The organism is Vibrio zhugei, from assembly GCF_003716875.1.
Lineage (GTDB): Bacteria > Pseudomonadota > Gammaproteobacteria > Enterobacterales > Vibrionaceae > Vibrio > Vibrio zhugei.
Window position 1 is genome coordinate 1,215,477 of record NZ_CP033078.1, and the last position, 25,656, is coordinate 1,241,132.

The following is a 25,656-nucleotide window of genomic DNA, read 5'->3' on the forward strand; positions in this document are numbered from 1 at the left end:
TGCCTATTTGCGTAACAACTGAGAATCAGAGATTAACGTGCACGGAAGACGATACGTCCTTTGGAGAGATCGTACGGAGTCAACTCAACAGTTACTTTATCGCCAGTCAAAATACGGATGTAGTTTTTACGCATTTTGCCAGAAATATGAGCAGTAACAACATGGCCGTTTTCCAGCTCGACACGGAACATTGTGTTTGGAAGAGTATCAAGGACAGTGCCTTGCATCTCAATAACGTCTTCTTTAGCCATTTAATCCTCTTTAGAAATAGGCAATTTTTAACGGCAACAATTGTGCCCTTAAAAGGTCAATAAGTAAAGTTGTGGCGTATTCTACCCTTGCCAACGCTGATTTACTAGCCTTTGGTGTGCGTTAAAGCGTACTTTGTAGTTCATCGCTGGGCATTCGTCTATTTGATAACCTAAATAGAGCCACTGTTTCTGTTGTTGTTTACACATTTCAATTTGATAGAGCACACACAGTGTTCCCAATGATAAGGGGATGTCTGGGTCAAAGAATGTATAAAACGCACTGGCGCTGTCGTTCATTATGTCTGTAATTGCAATGGCAACCAGTTGATGATGCTCATAGACATGTAAGTAGCCAGTATTGAGCCAATCGCAGCGCGCAAACGTCGCGAAATTCTCTTGATTTGGTGGATACATACTACCACTACGATGACGCGCATTGATATAGCGAGCGTAAAGATTGAACCAATTATCATCCATATGTGACTTTAATTCCCAGTGAAAGCTCGACTGCGCTTTATTGAGTAAACGTTTCTGACTTTTGCTGGGGGCCGTGCTCGGTGTATGAATACGTAGCGCTTCGCATGCCTGACAATGAGGACAATGTGGACGATAAATAATATCACCGCTACGACGAAAACCATTGGACAATAATAACTCGAAATTGTCTGTGGTCTGCATATCTGCATCGAGAGCCACCGCGAGGCGTTCTTTTTCTTCAGGTAAATAACTGCACGGGTGTTGTGTGCTTAATCCGATTCGGATCGATTGCATGTTGGATGTCATTCTGGCTCCTTGCCTTGTTTTGCTGGTGGACACTGGCTCAGCCAACGGGGTGTTAAGTGCGAACGGTCAATGAGGTTGTCTCTTAATGAGAGCACGGTATCAATAAAAAGGTTTCTGGGTAACTCTTGAGCGCCCAACGAGGCCAAGTGCGGATTCATGACCTGGCAATCGATCCATTGCCCGCCCAATTGCTTAAAGTACTCACACCAATGCCAGAGCGCAATTTTGGATGCATTATCACACAAACTGAACATGGATTCGCCGCAGAATATCTGTCCAACCATAATGCCATATAGGCCTCCGACGAGGTCACCATTGAGCCAGACTTCAACCGAGTGGCAATCGCCTTGCTGAGCCAGTGCTTGATAGGCGCGACGCATATCGTGGTTGAGCCATGTTTCACTTGCGGGTCTCACCGCTGCACATAACTCAATCACTTGAGAGGTTGCGTGATTTAAACTGACGGTATAGCCGCATTTTTTATAAAATTTTTTAAGACTTTTACTGGGTTTGAATGTCTTAGTATCAAATACCGCTCTTGGAGCTGGGCTCCACCATAAAATGGGCTCACCCGGTCCATACCATGGAAAGATGCCTGAGCGATAGGCGGAGACTAAGCGTGACGGCGTTAAATCGTCGCCAAACGCTAATAAACCATTGGGTTCATCTAAGGCATCATGTGGCGACGGAAATGTGTTGTCGTCGGGTGCGAGTTCGGTTAAATAAATCGTCATACACAAGCCATTATCCATAAAGGAGATGAAGAAATGAAAAAGTGGATTTGGATATTAGTCATTTTTCCACTGTTTGCCAATGCGGCGTATCAGCGTAACCAAGCAAGGCCAGTAAATAAAGTCGTGTTTGGTGCCGTGCAAACCGTGCGCTATATTTCAGAAGAAACAGTGACGAAAAGCCAGCAACATCATGGTGGTTGGGAAACGTTACTCGGCGCGGCGATTGGCGGAGTGATCGGTCATCAGTTTGGCTCAGGTCGTGGTAATGATTTAGCCACGATTGTTGGCACGGCGGCAGGTGCGGGTGTGGGTTATACACAATCGGCGGATCCGATTTATCGTCAGCAAGACAAATTGGTTGAGCTGTTGATTAAAACCCATGACGATAAATTGATCGATGTAATTCAAGATGTGGATCCGAATATGCTGTTTGGCTCTGGCGATAGTGTGCGAATTTTATATTTTGATGATGGCGTGCGAGTGGACAAAGAAATGTAACCCTGTGCGGCGTTGTCATCGCGAGGTGAACAGTCATCGAAAAGGCGTTACCGCTTAGGTGAGTGAACACGAATTCCCGCGCTGATAGGAAAAGGGCCGGATCCCTCGATTGGCACTAGCATCACCATTCATTTTTCGCTAATCTGCGGGTATGAAAAATTTTTCTGCCCAGTACTCATCATGGTGATGTGGGCAGAGCAAGGACTAGAGCAATAAATGGAAAGCCTGACCTTACAACCCATTGATATTATCGAAGGTAGCGTTAATCTTCCGGGATCAAAAAGTGTATCAAACCGTGCCCTGCTGCTGGCGGCATTAGCAAAGGGGACCACTCGTTTAACCAATTTACTCGATAGCGATGACATTCGTCATATGTTGGCGGCGCTGACCAAGCTTGGGGTGAATTATCAGCTGTCTGAAGATAAGACAGAATGCGTCGTTGAGGGGTTAGGACAGCCGTTTGCCTCTGAACATACGCTGGAATTGTTCCTCGGCAATGCGGGTACCGCGATGCGACCATTAGCGGCGGCTCTGTGTTTAGGTAAGGGTGAATACGTTCTTACTGGTGAGCCGCGCATGAAAGAGCGTCCCATTGGTCATCTTGTCGATGCCCTGCGTTCTGCGGGTGCAAAAATCGATTATCTCGAGAATGAGAATTACCCACCTTTAGCGATTCATAGTACAGGATTAAAGGGCGGAGAAGTCGTTATTGATGGCTCCATTTCCAGTCAGTTTTTGACGGCGTTTTTGATGGCGGCGCCTTTTGCTCAACACGATACAACCATCGTGATTGAGGGCGACTTGGTGTCCAAGCCGTATATCGATATCACTCTCGATATCATGGGCAAATTTGGCGTTGTGGTGGAGAACAATCAATATCAAACGTTTGTGGTCAAAGCCGGCCAGCAGTATGTGTCACCCGGTGATTTCCTCGTGGAAGGTGATGCATCTTCTGCGTCGTATTTTCTTGCGGCCGCGGCAATCAAAGGGGGCTCGATTCGAGTAACGGGCATAAGCAAAAACAGTATTCAAGGGGATATTCGTTTTGCCGACGCGTTGGAGAAAATGGGCGCCATTATTGAGTGGGGTGAGGATTACGTTCAGGCGACACGTGGACGTCTGGATGCCATAGATATGGACTTTAATCATATCCCTGATGCGGCAATGACCATTGCGACGACGGCTTTGTTTGCCAAGGGCACAACCTCGATTCGTAATGTGTATAACTGGCGAGTGAAAGAAACTGATCGCTTAACGGCAATGGCAACAGAATTACGCAAAGTCGGTGCGGTTGTTGAAGAGGGCGAGGATTATATTACCATCACCCCACCAGCGGTGTGTCAACATGCAGTGATCGATACCTACGATGATCATCGTATGGCAATGTGTTTCTCTTTGGTTGCGCTCGGGTCAACGCCTGTAACCATCAATGATCCGAAGTGTACGTCCAAAACATTTCCCGGTTATTTTGAAACCTTTACCGCACTCAGCCGTTCGTGAGCGAGGGCGTTGGAACAGACAAAAGGCCTCATGATGAGTAATGCCAGTCAGTTAAGCTGATTGGCATTTTTCTTTTTATACGGATATTTCCGAGGTTTTGGTTTTACCCACCTTGGGTAAGTTCGGTCTTCTCGCCTTGGTGGAAGTTTAAAATAGCCCATTTGTTCCAATAAGGACTCATAATGTTTTGGGATATTTCCCGGACTTGTCAGCGGTAAAGTTGCAAAAAACTGAGTGATAGCCATTGAACAACTGGTAAAACTGAGTTGATTTGGCCAAACACTATCCAGTTTTTTAGCGGCCGCTGTCATCCCTAATCGTATGAGGTTGTAACAGAGCAACACTCCCCATAGCTCTTGCTCTATCATGTCCGGTCTTTTACTTCTCAGTGTATATTGGCTGTTTAACAGAGACTGCTTCATTTCTCTATACCCCAGTTCTATTTCCCACCGGTAACGATATAACTCAACCATTTCGTCGCTCGGGAAACGTAATTCATCGACCATAGAGGTGAGGATTCGATACTCTTTTCCCTTAATGGTTTTACTCACTAAACGAGCCTCGATAAATTCCGGTAACTCATCGAACTTTTTGCGAGACTGAGGCGTCGTTTTCAGGCGAACACGATAGTCATTTTTTCCCGACCGATGCAGCACTTCATAGTTTAAGTCCTTTCGCGCGGGGATTAGCCAATGCCGCTCTGTCCCTGTTTGAGACCATCGGTTAAGTAACCCCAATGAGTAATAACCTTTATCGAACAAGGTTAATGAATGATCTGGCGTACTATCAATGAGCTGTTCTGCGAGCACCATTTCACTCGTTCGATAACCAGAAAAAGCACTGTTAATGAGCTGATGGCTTGTCAACTCCATATGACAGACCATTCTAATTTGAGGGTAAGTATTTTCACGATGTTGATTACTTTGAGTTTCAAAGACTTGATGATTTTCTAACGTGTCTGCAGTTCGCCATACAACGCCATCAACGGCGAATAAATTCAGCCCTCCCCATTGCTCAAACGAATTCGTTTCATAGCCGTGTTGAGCGACGGCTTTAAATACCTCTTTTACGGCATCAGCCCCCAAACGTTGCCTTGCTTGAACCAAAGCACTTGGGGCAACCAAAGGCTTTTTATCTGGCAGCATAATATCCATCTGAGTTGCAATATCCCAGACAGACTTCTGACGATATAGTGCCATGCCGATGATGGACCATAGAACCGTTTCGAGTGGTAGTCGGCGCTTTCTCAACGTGGCGACTCCAGCTTGTTTAAAGCCTTGCTGAATAAGCTCTGGCGATAGTAACTCAGCATACTTTTCAAAAGTATGGAAGGTATTACAGGACTTAAAGGCTGTGGCTAATTCACTTTCAAAACGCATAAAAAAAATCCGATATTAAATCACTAATATCGGATTTTGAAGCCTTTTAAAGATCGGTCAAATGATCTCAAAAATTTCTTAACTGATCGGCATTACTCGTGATGAGGCTTTTATTTTTCCTGAATAGTGAATTTTGTCGATAGCTCATGGGCTAAAAATTTAAAGAGATTAAATACGGTGTTCGTTTTGGTGGTCGGTAAGCCTTGATGATCCAAAAAGCAGTCGCCTTTAAAAATAAGAACGTCATTTTTTTCTTCTACATCCGTGGCATAGATCCCTTCTACATATTGGTCATGGTCGTGCAGTGCTTGATTCGCAATCATTAATAGGTCGCTTTTGGGTATCGCTATTTTTTGTGACATCGGCAGTTATTTTTTATAAATCATAACGCGACTCTAAATCGCCTCTCATAATGCCGCTTTGATCGGGCGCAATAAATGAGAAAATGGTTATTTCATGCTTTGAGAATCAATAAGTTGCTGTAAACTTTACCGAAGGGGTATTCAGAAGATAAAAAGAGGGTGATACGTTGACGGAATGCGACTAATTGTCGAACAAATACATCGCTTTTTTAAAAAACATGTTGATCTTCTGGTAATCTGCCTCGATAGTAAAAAAAGAATCAACATTGTAGAACATTATGCGATAAACCATTCGCACTATGGTTAAGGACATTTGAATCAAATTATGGGTAAATCACTCGTTATCGTAGAGTCTCCAGCCAAGGCCAAAACAATCAACAAATATCTTGGTAAAGACTTTATCGTAAAATCCAGTGTCGGTCATGTCCGCGATCTACCAACCGCAGGGCAATCGACAGGTGGGAAAAAAGCCGCGCCTCAATCGACTAAAAATTTGAGTGCAGAAGAAAAAGCACGTGTGAAGAAAGAGAAAGAACGTGCTGCGCTCATCAAGAAAATGGGGATCGACCCTTATCATGATTGGGAAGCCAACTATCAGATATTACCAGGCAAGGAAAAAGTCGTTTCTGAGCTGCAGAAGTTAGCAAAAGACGCGGATAACGTTTATCTAGCAACCGATTTGGACCGCGAGGGAGAAGCCATCGCTTGGCACCTTCGTGAGCTCATCGGTGGCGATGAAGAGCGATATAAGCGTGTTGTGTTTAACGAAATCACTAAAAGTGCGATCAAGCAAGCCTTCGATAAACCAGGCGACTTGAATATGGATGGTGTGAATGCTCAACAGGCGCGTCGCTTTATGGACCGTGTGGTGGGCTTCATGGTGTCTCCACTGCTGTGGAAAAAAGTGGCACGAGGTTTGTCCGCTGGGCGCGTACAATCGGTTGCGGTAAAACTGTTGGTTGAGCGCGAGCGTTCAATCAAAGCATTTACGCCAGAAGAGTTTTGGGATATTCATGCTGATACGTTGACGAGTGCAGACCAAGCATTTCGTTTGATGGTGGCGCAAAAAGATGGCGTGGCTTTTAAACCAGTCAATGAAGCGCAAGCGAATAGCGCGTTGGCCGAGTTGGAAAACGCGAATTATGAAGTCTGTAAACGTGAAGACCGACCTACGACCAGTAAGCCAAGTGCACCGTTTATCACCTCAACGCTCCAGCAGGCGGCCAGTACCCGTTTAGGTTATGGTGTGAAAAAGACCATGATGCTGGCGCAGCGACTGTATGAGGCCGGTTATATCACTTACATGCGTACCGATTCGACCAACTTGAGTCAAGAAGCGGTCGACAGCGTACGTGACTATATTACCAGTGAGTTTGGTGACGCCTATTTACCGGAAAAACCGAATGTTTACGGTAGTAAAGAAAATGCGCAGGAAGCTCACGAAGCGATCCGTCCTTCGAGTGTCTCTGTGATAGAGTCACAACTGGAAGGCATGGATAAGGATGCGCATAAGCTGTACGCGTTGATTTGGAATCAGTTTGTGGCGTGCCAAATGACACCCGCGAAATACGATTCAACCACGGTCAGTGTCAAAGCGGCAGACTACACGCTTAAAGCTAAAGGGCGCATTCTTAAATTTGATGGTTGGACCCGCGTACAACGTCCACTGGGTAAGAATGATGATCAGATCTTACCGGCGGTGAAAGTCGGTGATGAATTAACATTACAGACGTTAGAGCCTAAGCAGCACTTTACTAAGCCACCCGCTCGCTTTACGGAAGCGGCATTGGTTAAAGAGCTGGAAAAACGAGGAATCGGCCGTCCTTCAACCTATGCATCCATCATTTCAACCATTCAAGATCGTGGCTATGTGAAAGTTGAACAGCGCCGCTTCTATGCAGAAAAAATGGGTGAGATTGTCACGGATCGTTTAGACGACAGTTTCGATGACCTTATGAACTATGACTTCACCGCGAGGATGGAAGAAAAACTCGACCAGATCGCGGAAGGGGAAGTCAATTGGAAGGGCATGCTAGACGATTTCTTTAAGGATTTCAGTCAAAATCTGTCGCAAGCGGAGCTTGAAGAAGAAAAGGGCGGCATGAAACCCAACCACATGGTTGAGACGGATATCGACTGCCCAACGTGTGGCCGTAAAATGGTGATTCGTACGGCTTCTACTGGGGTGTTCCTTGGATGTTCCGGTTATGCATTACCGCCAAAAGAGCGCTGTAAAACCACCATTAACTTAGGTGATGAAGAAGGCGTTGTGAATGTCTTGGAAGAAGATGTTGAAACGGCGGCGCTGCGTGCGAAGAAACGTTGTCCGATTTGTGATACTGCGATGGACGCGTATCTGATCGATGAAACGCGCAAGCTGCACGTGTGTGGTAACAATCCGAATTGTGAAGGCTATGAAGTTGAGCATGGTGAGTTCAAACTGAAAGGTTATGATGGACCCGTGGTCGAATGTGATAAATGTGGCTCCGATATGGTCTTGAAAAACGGCCGATTTGGAAAATACATGGCCTGTACCAATGAAGAGTGTACCAATACACGTAAGATTCTGCGTAATGGCGATGTCGCACCACCAAAAGAAGATCCAGTTCATTTTCCTGAGTTACCTTGTACTCAGTCTGATGCGTATTTCGTTCTGCGTGATGGGGCATCTGGCTTATTCTTTGCGGCGAGTAACTTTCCAAAATCGCGTGAAACACGTGCGCCATTAGTGCAAGAACTGGCTCAGTATAAAGAACGTTTAGCGGATAAATTTAAGTATCTTGCGGACGCGCCACAAAGCGATCCGGATGGTTTACCCACGGTTGTCCGTTTTAGCCGTAAGTCGAAAGAGCACTATGTGCGTACTGAAAATGATGGCAAGCCTTCTGGCTGGACAGCACTGTATATTGACGGTAAATGGGAAGTAACCGATAAGCGTAAGAAGAAAAAATAATTGATGCTTCATCAATCGTTCATCGATTTGTGAAAGAGTAGCAGTATTGCTGCTCTTTTTTTTTGCTACTGCATTCTCACTTTTCAGATAATGTGTTGTTTTGATGTAAAAATTTTCAAAAAGCACAGATTATATTCAATAAGTTGACTACCTTTATAAGAGCACTGAAAACACGGTATTGGCAGGCTTAGGCTGTCGATTGGAACGTTCCAGTATGGCGGTCGTTGATACGGTGCTTACGTCACGAGTGGGATTGTCCGTGCGTAGGGTGTAAATGAGAGGAAATGGAGTGCTCTAGGCATGCTTTGTTTCTCTCTATTGATTGGAGCATCTGACTTGTTGCTCCATTATGTGTATGGAAAACGAGAATGTGATCCGCTGCCGTGCTGGTTTAGCATGATAAGCAGCGATAAAAAGGGATGGAGACAGCAATGGCTGGTGTACTAGGTATGATTTTAGCTGGTGGGGAAGGCAAGCGCTTAATGCCTCTGACGGGAACCAGAAGTAAACCATCAGTACCTTTCGGTGGCAGTTATCGACTCATTGATTTCGCGCTCAATAATTTTGTTAATGCGGATCTGTTACGGATTTATGTGTTAACGCAGTTTAAATCTCAATCCTTGTATTTACACCTAAAAAAAGGGTGGAATGTTGGTGGGATTACTGAGCGCTTTATTGATCCTATTCCAGCGCAGATGCGCGATGGAAAGCGTTGGTATGAGGGCACGGCCGATGCGATTTATCAAAATTTACGGTTTGTTGAATTGGCCGAACCCGATGAAGTGTGTATTTTTGGCTCTGATCATATTTATAAAATGGATATACGGCAGATGCTGGACGCACACCGGCAGTCGGGTGCTGAGCTGACCGTATCAGCCATTCGTATGCCAGTAGAAAAGGCCAGCGACTTTGGTATCATTGAGGTCGATATGCAAGGGCGTATGATTGGATTTGAAGAAAAACCTGCCCACCCTAAATGCATACCCGGAGAGCCACAGTGGGCATTAGTGTCGATGGGCAACTATATTTTTAATACCGATTGCTTATGTCGAGAATTAGCGCTTGATGCGGAAAACCCACAATCTAACCATGATTTTGGCCATGACATTATTCCGAAGATGTACCCGCAAGGAACGGTTTATGTTTATGACTTTTCGACCAATAAAATCCCTGGAGAACGTCATGACAATTATTGGCGTGATGTTGGTACGGTCGAAGCCTATTGGGAAGCACATATGGACTTATTAGGCGATGACCAAAAATTCTCGTTATATAATCGCCGATGGCCATTACATACTTTTTACCCTCCATTACCCCCAGCGACTTTCGTGGATTCTGCCGAGCAAAAGGTTAAAATTACCGATAGCATGGTATCTGGCGGCAGTTTTATTCATGGCTCAGATATTTATAAATCGGTTTTAGGTTATCGAACCAATATTGCCACTGGCTGTTGTATCAGTGAATCTGTTATCTTAGGTGATGTAAAAGTTGGTGCAGGATGTACCATCAAGCGGGCCATCATTGATAAAGATGTCGAAATTGCTGCTGGCACAGTGATTGGCGAAGATTTAGACGCTGATCGCGCGCGTTTTGAGGTGTCATCCAGTGGAATAGTGGTAGTGGCAAAAGGAATGAAAGTTGGATTCTAATCATGATCAAGTCAACATATGGTTTGTTGTCTCAGAAGCACAAGGGGTGGTCAAAAGCGGAGGGCTAGCCGATGTTGCGAAAGCATTGCCGAAAGCGTTATCCGATTTAGGTCATCAAGTCGCGATCGTTCTTCCTGGCTATCAAAAAATCGCCCACAAAGCGGACATGCCAGTCATTTTAGAAACAGAGTTAGCTCATTGGCCCCACACGCACTATCAGGTACGCCAAACTGAGTTAGATGGGGTGACGGTCTACCTCATCGATTGTGATGCGTATTTTGAGCGTCCAGAGCTTTATGCGGAACACAATCAAGCGTATGACGATAATGGTGAGCGCTTTAGTTTCTTTTCGGCGGCAAGTTTAGACGTATTACCAAAACTCAATATACAACCATCAATCATTCATACTAATGATTGGCATACCGGATTTGTTCCCTTCCTCTTAAAAACTCGTTATCGCGATGATGCTTATTATGCCAACATGAAAAGTGTGTTGACCGTGCATAATGCCATTTTTAAGGGGCTATTTACTTACGAAGAACTGGAATGTATTCCTGAGCTCAACCTCACTGGTATGGAGTTTCTACGTTATGGAGCGGGGCAGGTGAGTATGTTGCGTGCCGGAATCGCTTTCGCCGATAAAGTTAACGCGGTGAGTGCCAATTATGCCACGGAGCTGTTGACGCCTTTGGGTGCTCATGGGTTCGTTGATGACTTTGTGCGTCGCGAACGCGATTTCGTCGGAATTGTTAACGGGTGTGATTACTCGGAGTGGAATCCGGCAACCGATGCGTTCTTGCCTCAAACCTATCACTGGGAAGCGGAGTCGTTACGTGCAGGTAAACGAGCCTGCAAACAGTGTTTACAGCAGAAGGTGGGATTACCTCTGCGCAGTGGTGTCGCGGTGTTTGGTATGGTTTGCCGTTTAACACACCAAAAAGGTTTCCATTATCTCTTGCCCATCATCGAACAGTTTTTACACAATGATGTGCAAATGGTCATTGTCGGGACTGGCGATCCAAACATCGCCGCGACCTTGCATCAACTCGCTAATCGCTATAGTGATAAATTGATGTTTATTGAAGCCTATAGTAATGAATTGGCCCACTTGGTCGAAGCGGGAGGGGATTTCTTCTTAATGCCTTCAGAGTTTGAGGCGTGCGGACTGAACCAGATATACAGTATGGCTTATGGAACGTTACCGATTGTGCGCGAAGTCGGCGGACTCAAAGATACGGTTGCCGATTACGATAAGTTCCCACAAGAAGCGACCGGATTTGGTTTTCTCGAACCCACCCCTCAAGCGTTACTGATCGTGATGCAGCGCGCATTGCTGTTTTATTTACAGTCGCCACAAGCCATGTTAGAGGTGCAGCAAAGAGCAATGCAGCGCGACTTTAGTTGGCATGAATCAGCGGTGCAGTACGTCAAAATGTATCGGAATGCATTAGAACAATAAGTATCTAATGACACAGAGTAAGAGATCGCACGCGGATCTCTTACTTTTTGACGCCCCTCTGTTTTGTGCGATATTATCTCCCGCTATTGTTTTTTACTGTGCTATGATTATCGGCCTTTTTGTATTTTTGGGGTAGTAATGCCTGACACTCTGCTGTTTCACAAAGCATTTTATCACTCGAATAGTCGCGAATGGGTTGTGTTCATTCACGGAGCCGGTGGCAGTTCGTCCATATGGTTCAAGCAACTCAAAGCGTACCGTCAGCAGTTTAATGTCTTGTTAGTGGATTTACGCGGCCACGGACGTTCGGCCGAGAAGCTGACAAGTCAACACCGGGATGCGTATACCTTTCGAAGTGTGTCAGATGATGTGCTATCGGTGATGGATGAGTTAAAGATTACTTGTGCCCATATTGTGGCGATGTCGTTAGGCACATTGATTGCACACACTCTTGCTCAGCATTGGCCGCAACGAGTCAAAAGTATGGTGTTAGGTGGGGCGATTTTATCACTCGATTGTCGCACTCGCTGTTTGATTCACTTAGGCGATAGTCTTAAAAATATCGTGCCCTATATGTGGCTGTATCGATTATTTGCTTATATTGTGATGCCAACCTCTAGGCAGCAGGAATCTCGGCGTTTGTTTATTCGTGAAGCGAAAAAGTTGTGCCAAAGTGAATTTAAGCGCTGGTTTCGTCTCGCGTTGAATGTTAACCCGATGATGGCGCGCTACCAGGAGAATATGAACCCGGTACCGACGCTGTATGTCATGGGTGATAAAGACTATTTATTCCTCGCGCCAGTCAAAGCCTGGGTTCGCGATCACTCGCTTAGCGCATTGGTTGAAATTGGCGACTGTGGGCATGTCTGTAATATCGAAAACGCGCAAATGTTTAACCGACATTCTATTGAATTTATTGCCCAGCAAAGTCAAACAGGATGACGCTTAAGCCCATAGACTTAAGCATACTCTGCCAATGCGCACCCACAGTGCCAACAAATAGCAAATTGCCCTTCGTTAACTTCGTGACATTGACGACAAGTCCAGTTGGGAAAGACGGTGTCTGTCGATTCTTTTTGGAACTTGCGAATAATGGTGTGGGCTTCATCGGCTTGAAAAGCATGAAAAAGCCATATGTACGGCATGGAATTTTCATCCATGGGGATTTCACCAAGTAAGCTAAACCACTGTTCACCTCTGACTTCACAGGCGATATTTTCAGATTGTAGCAAGCCACAGATGATGTGTGCTTCTGTCGGATTATTGGCTAAGTAGATTTTCATTACCCACTCCTTGTCTCGATATGCGGACATCATAGCAGAGCATTAAAACAAAGTAATGGGCAATAAAAAAGCACTCCTATGAGTGCTTTTTTCTATCTGAAAACAACTATAACCGTTGCATCAGTTCATCTCGACGATGTTTAGCAATGACCGACCAGTGCTGTCCTTCTATCGCCCCTTCTAGAGCCCAAAGCAACTCGATGTTAACAGTGCTTGTATGGGTATCTTGAATCGCCTTGTAAGCTTCTACTGCGCCTTTTTGATGCAGCATTTCCACAGACTCGATTCCCGCTTTACGAAGCATACGTTCTGTGGCTAAACGTAAGTTTGGTAAATCTTTAAGCCGAGTCGGTTTCGCTTTTGCTTGTGATTCGCGTTCTTTCTTCGCGACAAGCAGCGCCTGATTGGCTTCTTGTAGGATTTTATCAGTATTATCCCAGTAGCTATCAGGAAGAGCAAAATACTTAGTAATAACTGGGAACCCACGTTTTTTATAAATATAGGGTTCTAAGCCTTCTGAACGATATTTCTCTGCACAGTGATCATCAGCGCGAATATGAAGTTTGTCTTGTACGACCAATGCGAACATTGTGTCATCAACAAAAATACCAAATCCGCCGAACATTGAACGAGATTTTACGCGTCCTAATGATTCAAACAGACGCATTGAGTTTTTTAATATAGGTTTATCCATGCCTTTAGTCTCGGTGTAATTTAAATACGCCACCAAAATCAGGTCCGAGAGTGTAGCAATACAATGATTTTACTTTGTCAACAAAACGTAAACTTACATTGTACATAGTTCATCGGTAACCCCGCTACCTTTCCATACCAAAGTATAGTGCATATTGGTGAAGGCCGGAGGCTTTGCGTCCCAACTTTTCAATTGGTTTGCCCTGTACGTGACATTTAAGTTTAATAGAACTTTTATGAGCTTACTACAAAGGGAGAAGGAGAGAATGTCCTATCCCCCAAAAACCATAAACATAAGTGTTACTGTCAATGAGTATTAATTATATGTGATCGTTCCCATAATGACACTTATATAGATGAATTTCAATTTACAATTTCTTTACAGTGTCGCGAATGACTAATTCTGGGTGCATTTCGAAGGTACGACGCTCGTGTTGTTTGTTTTTTATCCGTTCCAACAAAATTTCAAAGGCGTTTTTACCCACACGACGTTTCGGTTGGTGAATCGTGGTCAGTGGGGGGGAGAAATATTCCGCCAACTCTATGTTGTCGTAGCCGATGACTGAAATATCATCAGGCACACGGCATCCTTTTTGTTGTAAGCGGCTGATCAAACCGAGCGCCATGGTATCGTTAAAGCAAAAAACTGCCGTCGGTAACGAGTCCATTGCCAACAGTTTGTCTGCGGCAAGTACTGCGGTATCACACTCGAAGTTACCTTCTAAAATCCAATCTTCATTGACCGGCAATTTGGCTTCTTGCATCGCGCGGCGGAAACCACGAATGCGTTCTTGACACGCCACTTTAGAAAGATGACCACTGAGGCAAGCGATATCGGAGTGACCATTCTCAATCAAATGCTTGGTCGCCAGATAGCCACCTTCTTCTGAATTATCGAGTATGTTGTCGGCTTGTGAATCTTCCAATCCCCAATCCATGATGACTTTTGGAATGTCGGCATGGTTATCGAGCATTTCCATCAGCTGCGGAGTCATATCCGAACACATGACCAAAATACCATCGACACGCTTTTCCGCCAGCATACGCACATAATCACGCTGTTTTTCATAAATGCCGCCCGTATTACACAGTACGAGTGTATAGCCTTGACGGTAGCAATAGCTTTCGACACCATCGATAACTTCGGAAAAGAACTGATTGGTCGATTGGGTAACCAACATCCCTATGGTCCGAGTCGTGTTGCATTTTAGACTTCTTGCCACGGCACTCGGCGCATAATTCAACTCTTTCACAGCGTTAAGTACTCGCTCTTGCGTTGTTTCCGCCACAAAGCGTGTTTTATTGATCACATGTGACACAGTCGTTGTCGACACGCCAGCAAGGCGGGCTACGTCTTTAATTGTCGCCATTGGTTTTTCCTATAACAGCTGCTGGCTAGGAAGGGTCAATTACTGAACTCAGCCAACAGAAGGCTTTTATGAAGCCGAAATTTAAGCAAAAAAACCGCTAACGATGAGCGGTTCAATTGGATAATTTTGATAACAAACTGGGTGTGATTTTAGACTGCTCTCTGTCTTGCCGCAATGAAAAATTCATATTTGTCCGATTTGCCCCGCGCAGGCGAGTCAGTGCCTTATTTTTCGATGGCGCATGTCGGCGGCGGACGTGTGACGCTGAGGATATTGAGAGGCGTTAGGGCGTGGAAAACCACCCTGAATAGTTGAGTGTAAACCACGTAACGCGTTAGCTAAGTGTGAAAACTCGATGCTAGCTTGTTTTGAATCAATAAAGCATGAGGTTTTTATGAGTAACCCTAGAAATATTACGGACTATGAATAGAATGAACTGAGTGTGTATTGAATCGGAAGCCAGTAACGCCTATGAATTATCCGTTATTAGTTGTAGAAAGTGAGCGCGATACGCGGCTTATTTTAGTCAATTACTTTCAGCAGGAAGGATACGATGTACTGTCGGCTGAGACTAGTATAGAAATGCGTGAACACTTAAACCAACAGGAATTCGATGTCATATTGTTGGACGCGCAATTGTTATCGGGTGACAGTTTAATGATCACTCGCGAATTACGTAATCAGTCCGACGTAGGAATTATTCTTCTCAATGGACGAGAAGACAATATCGATAAAATTATTGGTTTAGAAATGGGGGCCGACGACTACGTTGCGAAACCGTTTGAATTAAGAGAGTTACTCGTCAGAGTGAAAAACTTGATGTGGCGGGTGTCGCGTGCCCGTGAGCATGCGCCACTAACTCAACATTCGGACTGTCAGCAAATCCAGTTTGGTGATTGGTTCTTTGATATTCAACGGCGTTCTTTGAGCCAGAATGGCGAACCGATTAAATTAACCAAAGCGGAGTATGAATTATTAGTCGCTCTTGCGTCTAATCCGCATCAAGTGCTCACAAGAGAAGCGATTTTAGCGATGATCAGCCATCGTGTTGATACCCCTAATGACCGCACCATTGATGTATTAATTCGTCGATTACGGTCAAAGATGGAGTGTGATCCCAAAACCCCACAGATTATTGTGACGGTACATGGTGAAGGGTATATGTTCGCAGGGACATAAATCTCACGTTAAGACCAGTCGAAACACAAAAACGCCAATTCCCGACAGCGAGAATTGGCGTTTTTTGTGATGGCCTGTTGGATATGCCAATTAGGAAGATGGCTTCTTCACAGGGTCGGGCATGTCTTCAGCGGTCGAGGCTTTCGGCGTTGTTGGTAAAGGTTCTGGTGTGGTTTTCAGTAACCAATCACGTAGATCTTGCCAAAGGCTCCCCATGGTCTCGTGCCAGTATCGTTCGGTTTGTTCTAAGTATCGCGCTTTGGGGGCATACTTTTCCCAAGGTTGGCGAATGTTCTTTTGGGCTAAATAGTTGGTTGGTGCCGGCACAGGTGCCAACCCTGCGGCATGAAATTCGTGCAGAGCTCGATGCATGTGCGATGCGGAAGTGACCAAGACCATTTTCTTCTGTTTGACAAATGCCGCGGCTTGGCGCGCTTCCTCCCACGTATCTTTGGCGGTTTCTAATAAAATAATATCGGCTTTCGGTACGCCGAGCCCCAGCGCGACCTGAGCGAGCATCCGCGCATGACTAAATTCACTTCCTCCAGCGTAGCCCGACAAAATCAGCTTCGATCCTGGGTACATGCGAAAAATACGAATGCCTTCCGTTAAGCGCATCAAGGCAGTACGACTGAGCTCGGAGGTGGGGGGGAGTTGATCATCGACGACATGGCCACTGCCTAATACCATCACATAGTCAATGCTGGCGTCGACGGGCAAAAAGCCTTTGTATTGCCGTTCTAACGGCATCAATAGGCGCGATGAGACAGGCTGAAATGACACGAGAAAAATGCCCACTAAAGAAAACAGCACGATGACACAGCCACTCTTGCGCTTGGCAGTAAACATGATTAATGATAAACCTAAAAACCCGATAATCAGCAGTGCTGGTAGCGGCATAAATAGGGACGAAATAATTTTTTTCAGCTCAAACATATATAAATAGTCCGAAAAAACAGCACTTGGCGTAAAAAAAGGATAAAAGCCTCTTTATTCCTGCCATTCCTATGACAGAATAACAGCACGATTAGTTATCATAACGCAAGCAGCCGTGACTAAAGATCGCAATTTCGACGATATTGCCCACAAATTCACAAAAAACATCTATGGTTCTGACAAAGGTGAAATACGTCAAGTCATTGTTTGGGAAGATATAGTGCAATTGTTAACGCATTTTACTCCCAATGACAAGCCTTTAAATATCTTAGATGCTGGTGGTGGATTAGCACAGTTATCTCAAAAACTTGCCCACTTGGGTCACAAAGTCACACTGTGTGATTTGTCTTCCAAGATGTTGGGCTTGGCAAAAGAGTCGATTGAATATGCTGGATTAATTGAGCAGTATCGCTTGATTCATGCTCCAGTGCAGGAGATTGGCGGCTATTTAACCGAGCCAGTAGACCTCGTACTCTTTCACGCTGTGATGGAATGGTTAGCCGATCCTAAAGCGGCATTAGAGACGGTATTAGCTCAGGTTAAACCCGGTGGCATGGCATCCATTATGTTCTATAACTATCATGGGTTAGTTATGAAGAATGCCGTCTGTGGTAACTTGCCACATATTTTGAACGGTATGCCGCATAAAAAACGGTTTAAGTTGCAACCGCAACAAGGCTTGCTTCCTAATGAGGTTTACCATTGGATTGAAGAAGCGGGTTTTACGCTGTGTGGAAAAAGTGGTATTCGCTGTTTTAGTGATTACATGGGGAATGTGACTCACATGGGAGAGTTTGAGCACGAGGACCTTTTGGCGTTGGAACGACAATTTTGCCGGCAAGAGCCTTATCTCTCATTAGGCCGATACATTCATGTATGGGCGCAAAAGCAATAACAACAGGATGAAGCATGAGTGAGTTAACTCATACTGCTGAGACTCAGTCCATTGACGAATTAGTCGGGTGGGTCAAACAGCATGATTTTTCCTTGAACCTAACACCTGAGCGTTTAGCTTTCCTGATTGCAATATCAGTATTGAGTAGTGAACGCTATGAGGACGAGTTAGGGGAAGGTGAGCTGCAAGATACATTTAAAATAGTAACACAACAATTTTCAGAGACCGGAGAAGCCTCCGCTTTCCGCGCGAATAATGCGATTAATGAAATGGTCAGTCAGCGTTTAATTCGCCGTTTTACTAGCGAAGTAAACGATGGGGTGAGCATTTATCGTTTGTCGCCGTTAGCCATTGGCATCACCGACTATTATATTCGTCATCGACAATTCTCGAAGCTGAAACTCTCGATTCAACTTTCGATGGTGGCCAGTGAAATGGCCAAAGCCGTTGAGGCTGCGCAGCAAAGCGCAGAGCCCGAAGAGTGGCGTAAGAATGTCTATGGCGTATTGAAGTATTCGGTGGGCGAGATTTTTGATCAAATCGATCTCAACCAACGCGTGATGGATGAGCAGCAGCACTTAGTGAAAGAGCAAATTGCGGAACTGCTCAACCAGAACTGGCAAGATGCTATCTCAAGTTGTGAACAGTTGTTAACGGAAACCTCGACCACATTGCGGGAATTGCAAGATACCTTGCAAGCGGCGGGGGATGAACTGCAAACGCAAATTCTTGATATTCAAGAATTGACCTACGGAAACGAAGCGTTGGAGTTCATTGCTGAGATTTTGTTTGGTTTACAGATGAAGTTGGATCGTATCGTCAGCTGGGGTCAGCAAGCGATTGATTTATGGATTGGCTATGACCGTCATGTGCATAAATTTATTCGTACCGCGATTGATATGGACCAAAACCGGGCGTTCAGTCAACGCTTGAGACAATCCCTCACGGATTACTTTGACCAGCCTTGGTACCTCACGTATGCCGACGCCGAGCGTCTACGCGATTTACGCGATGAGGCCCTCGTGCTGCGTGATGACGAAGTCACCGGGTTTGTTCCGCAAGAAGTGGAATACGAAGAATTTCAACATGTGCATGATGAACTGGGCGAACGCATCGGTGAAATGCTCAGTGATTTTAAACAACACAACCGTCCTATTGATTTAGGCTCGGTGCTGCAAGACTATCTTGCAACGCACCCCCATACTCATCATTTTGATCTCGCTCGCATTGTTGTTGACCAAGCGGTCCGACTGGGTTATTCAGAATCCGACTATCAAGCGATTCAACCCGATTGGCAAGCAATCAACGAATTTGGTGCAAAGGTACAAGCAAATGTCATCGACCGATATTAATGAATACATGTCAGTAAATCTGGCAAAAGCGATCGCGAACCCGCTCTTTCCGGCTTTAGACAGCCTGTTACGGGCGGGACGTCATATCGCCAGTGAAGATTTGGACAATCACGCGTTTTTAAGCGACTTTGAATCGGAGTTGGCCGTTTTCTATCAGCGTTACAATACAGAACTGGTTCGAGCGCCAGAAGGCTTTTTCTATTTACGCCCACGTTCTACCTCATTGATTAATCGCAGTGTCTTATCAGAGTTAGACATGCTAGTGGGTAAAGTATTGTGCTTTCTTTACTTAAGCCCAGAACGTTTGGCCCACGAAGGTATTTTTACCAATCAAGAGCTGTATGACGAGCTGTTACAGTTAGCGGATGAAAGTAAGTTGATGAAGTTGGTCACGCATCGCGCGACCGGGTCTGATCTTGATAAAGAGAAACTGTTCGACAAAGTTCGCACCTCACTTAGACGTCTCAAACGGCTTGGTATGATTATTACCGTTGGCGAAACCAATAAATTTCATATCTCTGAAGCGGTCTTTCGTTTTGGTGCCGATGTGCGTGTTGGTGATGATATGCGCGATGCACAATTACGTTTAATTCGCGATGGTGAAGCAGTGGTGTATCACGAAGAACCGAGCCAACCCACTTTGTTTGACGGACAAGATTCAAATAATGACCCATTGGATACGGCAACAGAAGTAGAGGATGACGCATGATTGAACGAGGTAAATATCAATCGCTAACCATGATCAACTGGAACGGCTTTTTTGCTCGTACTTTTGATATTGATAATTTGGTGACCACGTTATCTGGCGGTAACGGTGCCGGTAAATCAACCACGATGGCCGCGTTCATCACCGCATTGATTCCCGATCAGACTCTACTGCACTTTCGCAACACAACCGAAGCAGGAAGCTCTCAGTCGTCGCGAGACAAAGGCTTATTCGGTAAGCTCCAGCCGGGAACCTGTTATGCCACGCTAGATGTGGTGAACTCGCGACATCAGCGCTTATTGTTTGGCGTAAAACTGCAGCAGGTGGCCGGGCGTGATAAGAAAGTAGACATCAAGCCATTCGTCATTCAAGGCTTACCGAGTCACGTGAAACCGACGGATGTGCTGGTGGAAACGGTCTCGAATAATCAAGCGCGTGTTCGTCAACTTGATGAAGTCAAAGCCGCAGTCGGCGAGTGGGAAGAAGTCTTGTTCAAGACGTTCTCATCGGTTACTGACTACCACAGTCAGATGTTTGAATTTGGTGTGATTCCTAAGAAATTACGCAATGGTGGCGATCGTTCTAAGTTTTACCGCTTGATCGAAGCGTCGCTGTATGGCGGTATTTCCAGCGCAATTACCCGCTCGCTTCGTGATTATTTATTACCGCAAAATGGCGGTGTAAAGAAAGCATTCCAAGATATGGAATCCGCACTGCGTGAAAACCGTATGACGTTGGAAGCGATCAAAACGACGCAAGCGGATCGGGATCTGTTTAAACATCTGATCACCGAATCAACCAACTATGTGGCGGCGGATTATATGCGCCATGCCAACGAACGTCGTCATAAAATTGATGAGACGCTCGCCTTGCGTCGTGATTTATTTGAGACGCGCAATCATTTGATTGAGCACAACCGCATACTCAATGATGTGCAGAGTGAATTGGCTCAGTTTGCTGATCAAGAAAGTGGTCTAGAGCAAGATTATCAATCTGCCTCGGATCATGCCCAACTCGTGCAAAATGCGCTGCGGCAACAAGAAAAAATCACACGTTATCAAGACGATTTAGAAGAGCTGAGCGTTCGTCTTGAAGAACAAATGATGGTGGTTGAAGAAGCACAAGAGCGCGTCATGCAGGCGGAAGAGCAGTCGCTTGTCTCTGAAGAGGAAGTGGACAGCTTAAAAACCCAATTGGCGGACTACCAGCAAGCGCTCGATGTGCAGCAAACCCGAACGTTGCAATATCAACAAGCGGTCAATGCCCTTGAAAAAGCGCAGACCTTACTGGGGGACGAGTCATTAACGGCTGAGAATGCCATTCCCCGTGTTGCGAAACTGAAGCAACACCAAGATGAGCAAACTCAAACCTTATTGAGCGTGAAGCACCGTTTGGATATGTCATCAGCCGCCGCGGAACAGTTTGAACGTGCATATGGGCTGTTAACCTCTGTGAAAGGCGAGGTTCTCCGTGAACGGGCTCGCGATGTTGCGCGCGAGGTACTCAACGAGGCGCGTGATGCCCAGCATACCGTCAGTCAGGAACATCAGTGGGTCGCTCAGCAGCGTGATTTAACCCGTCGTATCCAGCAGCGTCAGCAAATGCAGCAGTCCCTAAATGAGTATCACAATCTTACTCAGGTGACATTGGATGAGGATGGCATTCTTGAGCAAGAGTATGAGCGCCATAGTGCCATACTGGAACAGCTTGATGCGTCTTATGAAGAGTTACGCGAAGAGTGCAGTCTCGCGCGTCAGAAAGAGCAGGAGTTACAAGGGCAAATCCGCCAACTTGAAGACGCCGCTCCTGCATGGATTCACGCACATGAGGCCTTGACGCAATTACGTGAAATCAGTGATGCGCCACTCGATAATGCGCAAGCTGTGATGGCGCAGATGCAGTCTGTGCTTGAACAAGAGAAAAGTGCGTCTGCGGAAAAAGATCGTTTAGCCCTACAACGTGATGAGTTGGATGATGAAATTGCCCGTTTAGCCGCTCCGGGTGGCTCGAACGATCCTCGCTTAAAAGGGTTAGCCGATAGTCTGGGCGGGGTACTATTAGCGGAGATTTACGATGATATCACCCTAGATGATGCGCCGTATTTCAGTGCAATGTATGGCCCAGCACGTCACGCTATTGTGGTGCCAGATTTAAGTGCTGTGAAAGAGCGTCTGGTTGAACTCGACGATTGCCCAGAAGATTTGTATTTAATCGAAGGGGATGTCGATGCATTTGATGACAGTTGCTTCAACGCGGAAGAACTCGATAACGCGGTGTGTGTTCAATTTAATCAACGGCAAATGCGCTATTCTCGTTTTCCTGAGCTGCCGTTGTTTGGACGGGCAGCGCGTGAGCAGCGCTTAGAAAACCTGCGCCAAGAACGTGAAGAAACCGTTGAAAATTACGCGAAAGCGGCCTTTGATTCACAAAAGTTACTCCGTCAGTATCACAGTTTTAATGCGTTCATTGCTCAACATATGTACGTTGCATTTAACGATGATCCGGAGCAAGCGTTGACGAATATTCGAACTCAACGTAACCAGATTCAGCGTCAGCTTAGCGAGTTGCAAAACCAAGAGCAGCAGCAACGCTCGCAACGTCAGTTAAGCAAACAAGCCTTAGCGTTACTGGATAAAATAACGCCAATGTTTGGGTTGTTCGCGGATGACACCATCGATGAGCGTTTGGATGAGGTTAACCGTCAACTTGAGCAATTAGAAGTCTCGAAAACTTTCCTTACTAAGCATCGTGCTGCCGTGGATGCATTGGCACCGATTGTTTCTGCACTTGATGCGGATCCAGAGCAGTTTGATGCTTTGGAGAAAGAATATGAGCAGGCAGACCAAGCGCTACAGCAGTTGAAGCAACAGATTTTCGCACTGTCTGATTTGGTGGAACGTCGTCACTACTTTGCGTATTCGGATTCTGTCAGTTTACTCGATCACAACAGTGAATTGAGTGAAAAGCTGAAAGTGAAATTGGCGCAAGCCGAGAAACAACGGACACAGAGCCGCGAGCAGCTCAAGCAAGCGCAAGCGCAGCTGAGTCAATATCATCAAGTGATGGCGTCACTAAAAAGCTCGCATCAAGCCAAACTGGAAACGGTTCAGGAATTTAAGCAAGATTTGCAAGAATTGGGCGTCCAAGCCGATGAAAGCGCACTCGAGCGAGCCCAGTACCGTCGCCAAGAGTTGCAAGAGCGTTTACATGCGCTACGCCAGCGTAAGAGTGAGTGTGAGCGTTTGATCACATCCTCTGAATTGGAAATGAAAACGCTAGCTAAGCGACTGAAGAAGTTAGAAAAAACCTATCATGAGTTGCGCCTTTACGTGGTGAATGCCAAAGCTGGCTGGTGTTCAGTGCTCCGTCTCGCCCGTGACAACGATGTTGAGCGTCGTTTGCACAAACGGGAGTTGGCGTACCTCTCGGCCAATGATTTACGCTCGATGTCGGACAAATCGCTCGGCGCATTGCGTTTAGCCGTCTCGGACAATGAAAATCTACGTGATGCACTGCGTCAGTCAGAAGATACGGCGTATCCTGAACGCAAAGTGATGTTCTACATTGCGGTTTATCAGCATTTACGTGAGCGTATTCGCCAAGACATTATCCGCACTGATGATCCGGTGGAAGCGATTGAAGAGATGGAAGTAGAGCTTGCGCGCTTAACAGAAGAGCTCACTCAGCGTGAACACCGTTTAGCGATCAGCTCGGATTCAGTCGCTAACTTGATTCGTAAGACCATCCAGAGAGAACAAAACCGCATTCGCATGCTGAACCAAGGCTTGTCGAACATTTCATTTGGTCAGGTCAGTGGTGTGCGTTTGAATGTGAAAGTGCGCGAGAGCCATGAAGTCTTACTGTCTGGTTTGGTTGATGAGCACGAGCAGCACCGTGATTTGTTTGAAAATAATCGCTACAGTTTCTCTGAATCCATGGCGAAATTATTCCAACGAGTGAACCCGCATATCGATCTTGGGCAACGTTCTCCACAAATCTTAGGGGATGAACTACTGGACTATCGTAACTACCTTGAGCTCAGTGTCGAGGTCCATCGTGGTACCGATGGTTGGTTGCAAGCAGAGTCCGGCGCGTTATCAACCGGTGAAGCGATTGGTACGGGTCAGTCTATTCTATTGATGGTGGTGCAAAGTTGGGAAGAAGAGTCGCGTCGTTTACGTAGCAAAGACATCGTGCCATGTCGCTTGTTGTTCTTGGATGAGGCCGCTCGTTTGGATGGCAAATCGATCGCAACACTATTTGAGTTGTGTCATCGCTTAGATATGCAGCTTTTAATTGCTGCGCCTGAAAATATCAGCCCAGAAAAAGGAACGACCTATAAATTGGTGCGTAAGGTCTTTAAAGATCACGAGCATGTGCACGTGGTTGGCTTACGTGGCTTTGGTCAAGAGCCGAAAGCGACCACACCTGAACAAGCTATCGCGGAGTCGCTCTAGTCGGTATAGGATGTGTTTTCTGTTGCCAGAAGAGTGACACGGTTACAAGCGCCTTCTGATGAAGGCGCTTTTTTTGTCTTATGCTCAATAGTCAGTGAGAAGGGCGCGAATAACACACAAGCAGAGGGTTGTGCAGGGGAATAAAAAAGCCCGTTACGAAGAGTAACGGGCTTGTTGAGATTGGGATTAAGCAGCGTTGCTGCTCACCAACCACGCATCATGACGATTTGATTTCACTAAAATGATCGTCTTGAACGGCAAAATGCTTCATTGCGTAGTCGACGCGTTCGTCACCGCGTGGTGGAATCAACGGCTTCTCTTGCTCTTCTAAATGCCTTAAGCGTGGTAGCAAACCCGCGCCATTGGCAATTTGAATCGCCAAACCTGGGCGGGCATTCAGCTCAAGAACCATCGGTCCTTTTTGTTTATCCAGCACCATATCTGTTCCCATGTAACCTAAGCCAGTCATATCCCAAGCACTGGCTGCTAACGTCAGCAGCTTACGCCAGTGCGGCACTTGCAGCGTCGATAGATCTTTGCCGGTGTCGGGATGATGTGTGATAGGGCGGTTGAATTGTACGGCTTTGACCGCTTTGCCTGTCCCTAAATCGATACCCACGCCAACAGCGCCTTGGTGTAAGTTCGCTTTGCCATCGGATGCGGCGGTGGATAAACGCATCATTGCCATCACTGGGTAACCTTGGAACACGATAATACGTACATCCGGTACCCCTTCATAACTGAAGCCTTCGAAACAATCATCGAATTCAATTAAGTTTTCGACGACTGCAACGTCATTTTTACCCCCTAAAGAAAACAATCCCGCCAAGGTATTACTAATATGGCGTTCAACGTCTTGTTTACCAATGACGGCACCACTTGGCTTAGTGTATGAGCCATCTTTGTGTGAGGTAACCACTAAGATGCCTTTACCGCCACTGCCTCGAGCGGGTTTAATGACAAAGCCAGGCCATGATTCAACCATTTTATGAATGTCACGCACAGCGCCTTGGTCTGTGACCACGCCAATCAGCTCGGGTACGGTCGCCCCGGCTTTGCGAGCAATCATTTTGGTCTGTAATTTGTCATCCACCAATGGATACTTCGAACGATCATTATAGCGACCAATGTAACTATGGTTACGTTGATTCATGCCCATAATGCCTTTTCGGCGTAGCTTAAATGGTGAAGTGTATTCTGATATTGAAAACAACATA

Annotated in this window: 21 protein-coding genes and 1 riboswitch; of the genes, 11 read left to right on the forward strand and 10 right to left on the reverse strand. The window is 45.9% G+C overall.

Annotated elements, in window-relative coordinates:
• Nucleotides 1–32: 32 nt before the first annotated feature.
• The 3 genes from infA to aat form a co-directional block, all read right to left on the reverse strand.
• Nucleotides 33–251, reverse strand: coding sequence for a translation initiation factor IF-1 (gene infA / locus EAE30_RS10955; RefSeq protein ID WP_005493784.1), 219 nt, complete (start codon nucleotides 249–251; stop codon nucleotides 33–35).
• A gap of 81 nt (nucleotides 252–332) precedes the next feature.
• A complete protein-coding gene (locus tag EAE30_RS10960; protein ID WP_123015950.1) occupies nucleotides 333–1,034 on the reverse strand; it encodes an arginyltransferase in 702 nt (233 codons plus the stop codon).
• Nucleotides 1,031–1,768, reverse strand: coding sequence for a leucyl/phenylalanyl-tRNA--protein transferase (aat, locus tag EAE30_RS10965; RefSeq protein WP_123015951.1), 738 nt, complete (start codon nucleotides 1,766–1,768; stop codon nucleotides 1,031–1,033). Before aat ends, EAE30_RS10960 begins: the two co-directional genes overlap by 4 nt.
• Before the next feature lie 33 nt (nucleotides 1,769–1,801).
• Between aat and EAE30_RS10970 the strand changes: the two genes are divergently transcribed.
• Together EAE30_RS10970 and aroA are read left to right on the forward strand one after the other, a co-directional pair.
• On the forward strand, nucleotides 1,802–2,266 hold the full coding sequence (locus tag EAE30_RS10970; RefSeq protein WP_123015952.1) for an outer membrane lipoprotein: 465 nt from the start codon (nucleotides 1,802–1,804) through the stop codon (nucleotides 2,264–2,266).
• A 216-nt stretch (nucleotides 2,267–2,482) separates the two neighbouring features.
• Entirely contained in the window at nucleotides 2,483–3,766 is a 1,284-nt protein-coding gene (aroA, locus tag EAE30_RS10975) for a 3-phosphoshikimate 1-carboxyvinyltransferase (protein ID WP_123015953.1), read from the forward strand.
• Nucleotides 3,767–3,813: 47 nt separating this feature from the next.
• Here aroA and EAE30_RS10980 read toward each other — a convergent pair whose 3' ends face one another.
• Together EAE30_RS10980 and EAE30_RS10985 are read right to left on the reverse strand one after the other, a co-directional pair.
• On the reverse strand, nucleotides 3,814–5,145 hold the full coding sequence (locus EAE30_RS10980; protein ID WP_123014367.1) for an IS4 family transposase: 1,332 nt from the start codon (nucleotides 5,143–5,145) through the stop codon (nucleotides 3,814–3,816).
• A 110-nt stretch (nucleotides 5,146–5,255) separates the two neighbouring features.
• Entirely contained in the window at nucleotides 5,256–5,507 is a 252-nt protein-coding gene (locus tag EAE30_RS10985) for a DUF2498 family protein (RefSeq protein ID WP_123015954.1), read from the reverse strand.
• Nucleotides 5,508–5,832: 325 nt separating this feature from the next.
• Between EAE30_RS10985 and topA the strand changes: the two genes are divergently transcribed.
• From topA to EAE30_RS11005, 4 genes are all read left to right on the forward strand, one after another.
• Nucleotides 5,833–8,460 carry a type I DNA topoisomerase gene (gene topA, locus EAE30_RS10990; protein ID WP_123015955.1) on the forward strand — a complete coding sequence of 876 codons (2,628 nt, stop codon included), beginning with the start codon at nucleotides 5,833–5,835 and terminating at the stop codon, nucleotides 8,458–8,460.
• Nucleotides 8,461–8,891: 431 nt separating this feature from the next.
• Nucleotides 8,892–10,109, forward strand: coding sequence for a glucose-1-phosphate adenylyltransferase (glgC, locus tag EAE30_RS10995; RefSeq protein ID WP_123015956.1), 1,218 nt, complete (start codon nucleotides 8,892–8,894; stop codon nucleotides 10,107–10,109).
• Nucleotides 10,099–11,568, forward strand: a complete 1,470-nt coding sequence (glgA, locus tag EAE30_RS11000; protein WP_123015957.1) for a glycogen synthase GlgA — start codon at nucleotides 10,099–10,101, stop codon at nucleotides 11,566–11,568. The genes glgC and glgA overlap by 11 nt, the downstream gene beginning before the upstream one ends.
• A gap of 138 nt (nucleotides 11,569–11,706) precedes the next feature.
• Nucleotides 11,707–12,510, forward strand: a complete 804-nt coding sequence (locus tag EAE30_RS11005) for an alpha/beta fold hydrolase (RefSeq protein ID WP_123015958.1) — start codon at nucleotides 11,707–11,709, stop codon at nucleotides 12,508–12,510.
• 17 nt (nucleotides 12,511–12,527) lie between these two features.
• On the opposite strand, the gene EAE30_RS11010 is transcribed toward EAE30_RS11005, so the two are convergent.
• From EAE30_RS11010 to purR, 3 genes are all read right to left on the reverse strand, one after another.
• A complete protein-coding gene (locus tag EAE30_RS11010) occupies nucleotides 12,528–12,851 on the reverse strand; it encodes a putative signal transducing protein (protein ID WP_123015959.1) in 324 nt (107 codons plus the stop codon).
• A 106-nt stretch (nucleotides 12,852–12,957) separates the two neighbouring features.
• Nucleotides 12,958–13,545, reverse strand: coding sequence for a TfoX/Sxy family DNA transformation protein (locus EAE30_RS11015; protein ID WP_123015960.1), 588 nt, complete (start codon nucleotides 13,543–13,545; stop codon nucleotides 12,958–12,960).
• Nucleotides 13,546–13,656: 111 nt separating this feature from the next.
• Nucleotides 13,657–13,757: riboswitch (cyclic di-GMP riboswitch) on the reverse strand.
• A 155-nt stretch (nucleotides 13,758–13,912) separates the two neighbouring features.
• Nucleotides 13,913–14,914, reverse strand: coding sequence for an HTH-type transcriptional repressor PurR (gene purR / locus EAE30_RS11020; RefSeq protein WP_123015961.1), 1,002 nt, complete (start codon nucleotides 14,912–14,914; stop codon nucleotides 13,913–13,915).
• 471 nt (nucleotides 14,915–15,385) lie between these two features.
• Between purR and torR the strand changes: the two genes are divergently transcribed.
• Nucleotides 15,386–16,093 carry a two-component system response regulator TorR gene (gene torR, locus EAE30_RS11025; RefSeq protein WP_123015962.1) on the forward strand — a complete coding sequence of 236 codons (708 nt, stop codon included), beginning with the start codon at nucleotides 15,386–15,388 and terminating at the stop codon, nucleotides 16,091–16,093.
• 90 nt (nucleotides 16,094–16,183) lie between these two features.
• Here the strand turns inward: torR and elyC are convergent, their stop codons facing one another.
• Nucleotides 16,184–17,029, reverse strand: coding sequence for an envelope biogenesis factor ElyC (elyC, locus tag EAE30_RS11030; protein WP_123015963.1), 846 nt, complete (start codon nucleotides 17,027–17,029; stop codon nucleotides 16,184–16,186).
• A 115-nt stretch (nucleotides 17,030–17,144) separates the two neighbouring features.
• Between elyC and cmoM the strand changes: the two genes are divergently transcribed.
• Genes cmoM through mukB form a run of 4 tightly spaced genes read left to right on the forward strand, consistent with a single transcriptional unit; the run spans nucleotide 17,145 to nucleotide 24,439 of the window.
• Nucleotides 17,145–17,924, forward strand: a complete 780-nt coding sequence (gene cmoM / locus EAE30_RS11035; protein ID WP_123015964.1) for a tRNA uridine 5-oxyacetic acid(34) methyltransferase CmoM — start codon at nucleotides 17,145–17,147, stop codon at nucleotides 17,922–17,924.
• Between the two features lie 14 nt (nucleotides 17,925–17,938).
• Entirely contained in the window at nucleotides 17,939–19,276 is a 1,338-nt protein-coding gene (gene mukF, locus EAE30_RS11040) for a chromosome partition protein MukF (protein ID WP_123015965.1), read from the forward strand.
• Nucleotides 19,257–19,985 (forward strand): chromosome partition protein MukE, encoded by a 729-nt coding sequence (gene mukE, locus EAE30_RS11045; protein WP_164711833.1) that lies wholly within the window; start codon nucleotides 19,257–19,259, stop codon nucleotides 19,983–19,985. The genes mukF and mukE overlap by 20 nt, the downstream gene beginning before the upstream one ends.
• Nucleotides 19,982–24,439 carry a chromosome partition protein MukB gene (mukB, locus tag EAE30_RS11050; RefSeq protein WP_123015967.1) on the forward strand — a complete coding sequence of 1,486 codons (4,458 nt, stop codon included), beginning with the start codon at nucleotides 19,982–19,984 and terminating at the stop codon, nucleotides 24,437–24,439. Before mukE ends, mukB begins: the two co-directional genes overlap by 4 nt.
• Before the next feature lie 217 nt (nucleotides 24,440–24,656).
• Here mukB and EAE30_RS11055 read toward each other — a convergent pair whose 3' ends face one another.
• On the reverse strand, nucleotides 24,657–25,655 hold the full coding sequence (locus EAE30_RS11055; protein WP_123015968.1) for an alpha-L-glutamate ligase-like protein: 999 nt from the start codon (nucleotides 25,653–25,655) through the stop codon (nucleotides 24,657–24,659).
• Nucleotide 25,656 lies beyond the last annotated feature (1 nt).

What these genes read in the sequence shown, in the direction of transcription:
- infA (WP_005493784.1), bottom strand. Translation starts at nt 251, where the DNA reads ATGGCTAAAGAAGACGTTATTGAGATGCAAGGCACTGTCCTTGATACT.
- EAE30_RS10960 (WP_123015950.1), bottom strand. Translation starts at nt 1,034, where the DNA reads ATGACATCCAACATGCAATCGATCCGAATCGGATTAAGCACACAACAC.
- aat (WP_123015951.1), bottom strand. Translation starts at nt 1,768, where the DNA reads ATGACGATTTATTTAACCGAACTCGCACCCGACGACAACACATTTCCG.
- EAE30_RS10970 (WP_123015952.1), top strand. Translation starts at nt 1,802, where the DNA reads ATGAAAAAGTGGATTTGGATATTAGTCATTTTTCCACTGTTTGCCAAT.
- aroA (WP_123015953.1), top strand. Translation starts at nt 2,483, where the DNA reads ATGGAAAGCCTGACCTTACAACCCATTGATATTATCGAAGGTAGCGTT.
- EAE30_RS10980 (WP_123014367.1), bottom strand. Translation starts at nt 5,145, where the DNA reads ATGCGTTTTGAAAGTGAATTAGCCACAGCCTTTAAGTCCTGTAATACC.
- EAE30_RS10985 (WP_123015954.1), bottom strand. Translation starts at nt 5,507, where the DNA reads ATGTCACAAAAAATAGCGATACCCAAAAGCGACCTATTAATGATTGCG.
- topA (WP_123015955.1), top strand. Translation starts at nt 5,833, where the DNA reads ATGGGTAAATCACTCGTTATCGTAGAGTCTCCAGCCAAGGCCAAAACA.
- glgC (WP_123015956.1), top strand. Translation starts at nt 8,892, where the DNA reads ATGGCTGGTGTACTAGGTATGATTTTAGCTGGTGGGGAAGGCAAGCGC.
- EAE30_RS11005 (WP_123015958.1), top strand. Translation starts at nt 11,707, where the DNA reads ATGCCTGACACTCTGCTGTTTCACAAAGCATTTTATCACTCGAATAGT.
- EAE30_RS11010 (WP_123015959.1), bottom strand. Translation starts at nt 12,851, where the DNA reads ATGAAAATCTACTTAGCCAATAATCCGACAGAAGCACACATCATCTGT.
- EAE30_RS11015 (WP_123015960.1), bottom strand. Translation starts at nt 13,545, where the DNA reads ATGGATAAACCTATATTAAAAAACTCAATGCGTCTGTTTGAATCATTA.
- purR (WP_123015961.1), bottom strand. Translation starts at nt 14,914, where the DNA reads ATGGCGACAATTAAAGACGTAGCCCGCCTTGCTGGCGTGTCGACAACG.
- torR (WP_123015962.1), top strand. Translation starts at nt 15,386, where the DNA reads ATGAATTATCCGTTATTAGTTGTAGAAAGTGAGCGCGATACGCGGCTT.
- elyC (WP_123015963.1), bottom strand. Translation starts at nt 17,029, where the DNA reads ATGTTTGAGCTGAAAAAAATTATTTCGTCCCTATTTATGCCGCTACCA.
- mukF (WP_123015965.1), top strand. Translation starts at nt 17,939, where the DNA reads ATGAGTGAGTTAACTCATACTGCTGAGACTCAGTCCATTGACGAATTA.
- mukE (WP_164711833.1), top strand. Translation starts at nt 19,257, where the DNA reads ATGTCATCGACCGATATTAATGAATACATGTCAGTAAATCTGGCAAAA.
- mukB (WP_123015967.1), top strand. Translation starts at nt 19,982, where the DNA reads ATGATTGAACGAGGTAAATATCAATCGCTAACCATGATCAACTGGAAC.
- EAE30_RS11055 (WP_123015968.1), bottom strand. Translation starts at nt 25,655, where the DNA reads ATGTTGTTTTCAATATCAGAATACACTTCACCATTTAAGCTACGCCGA.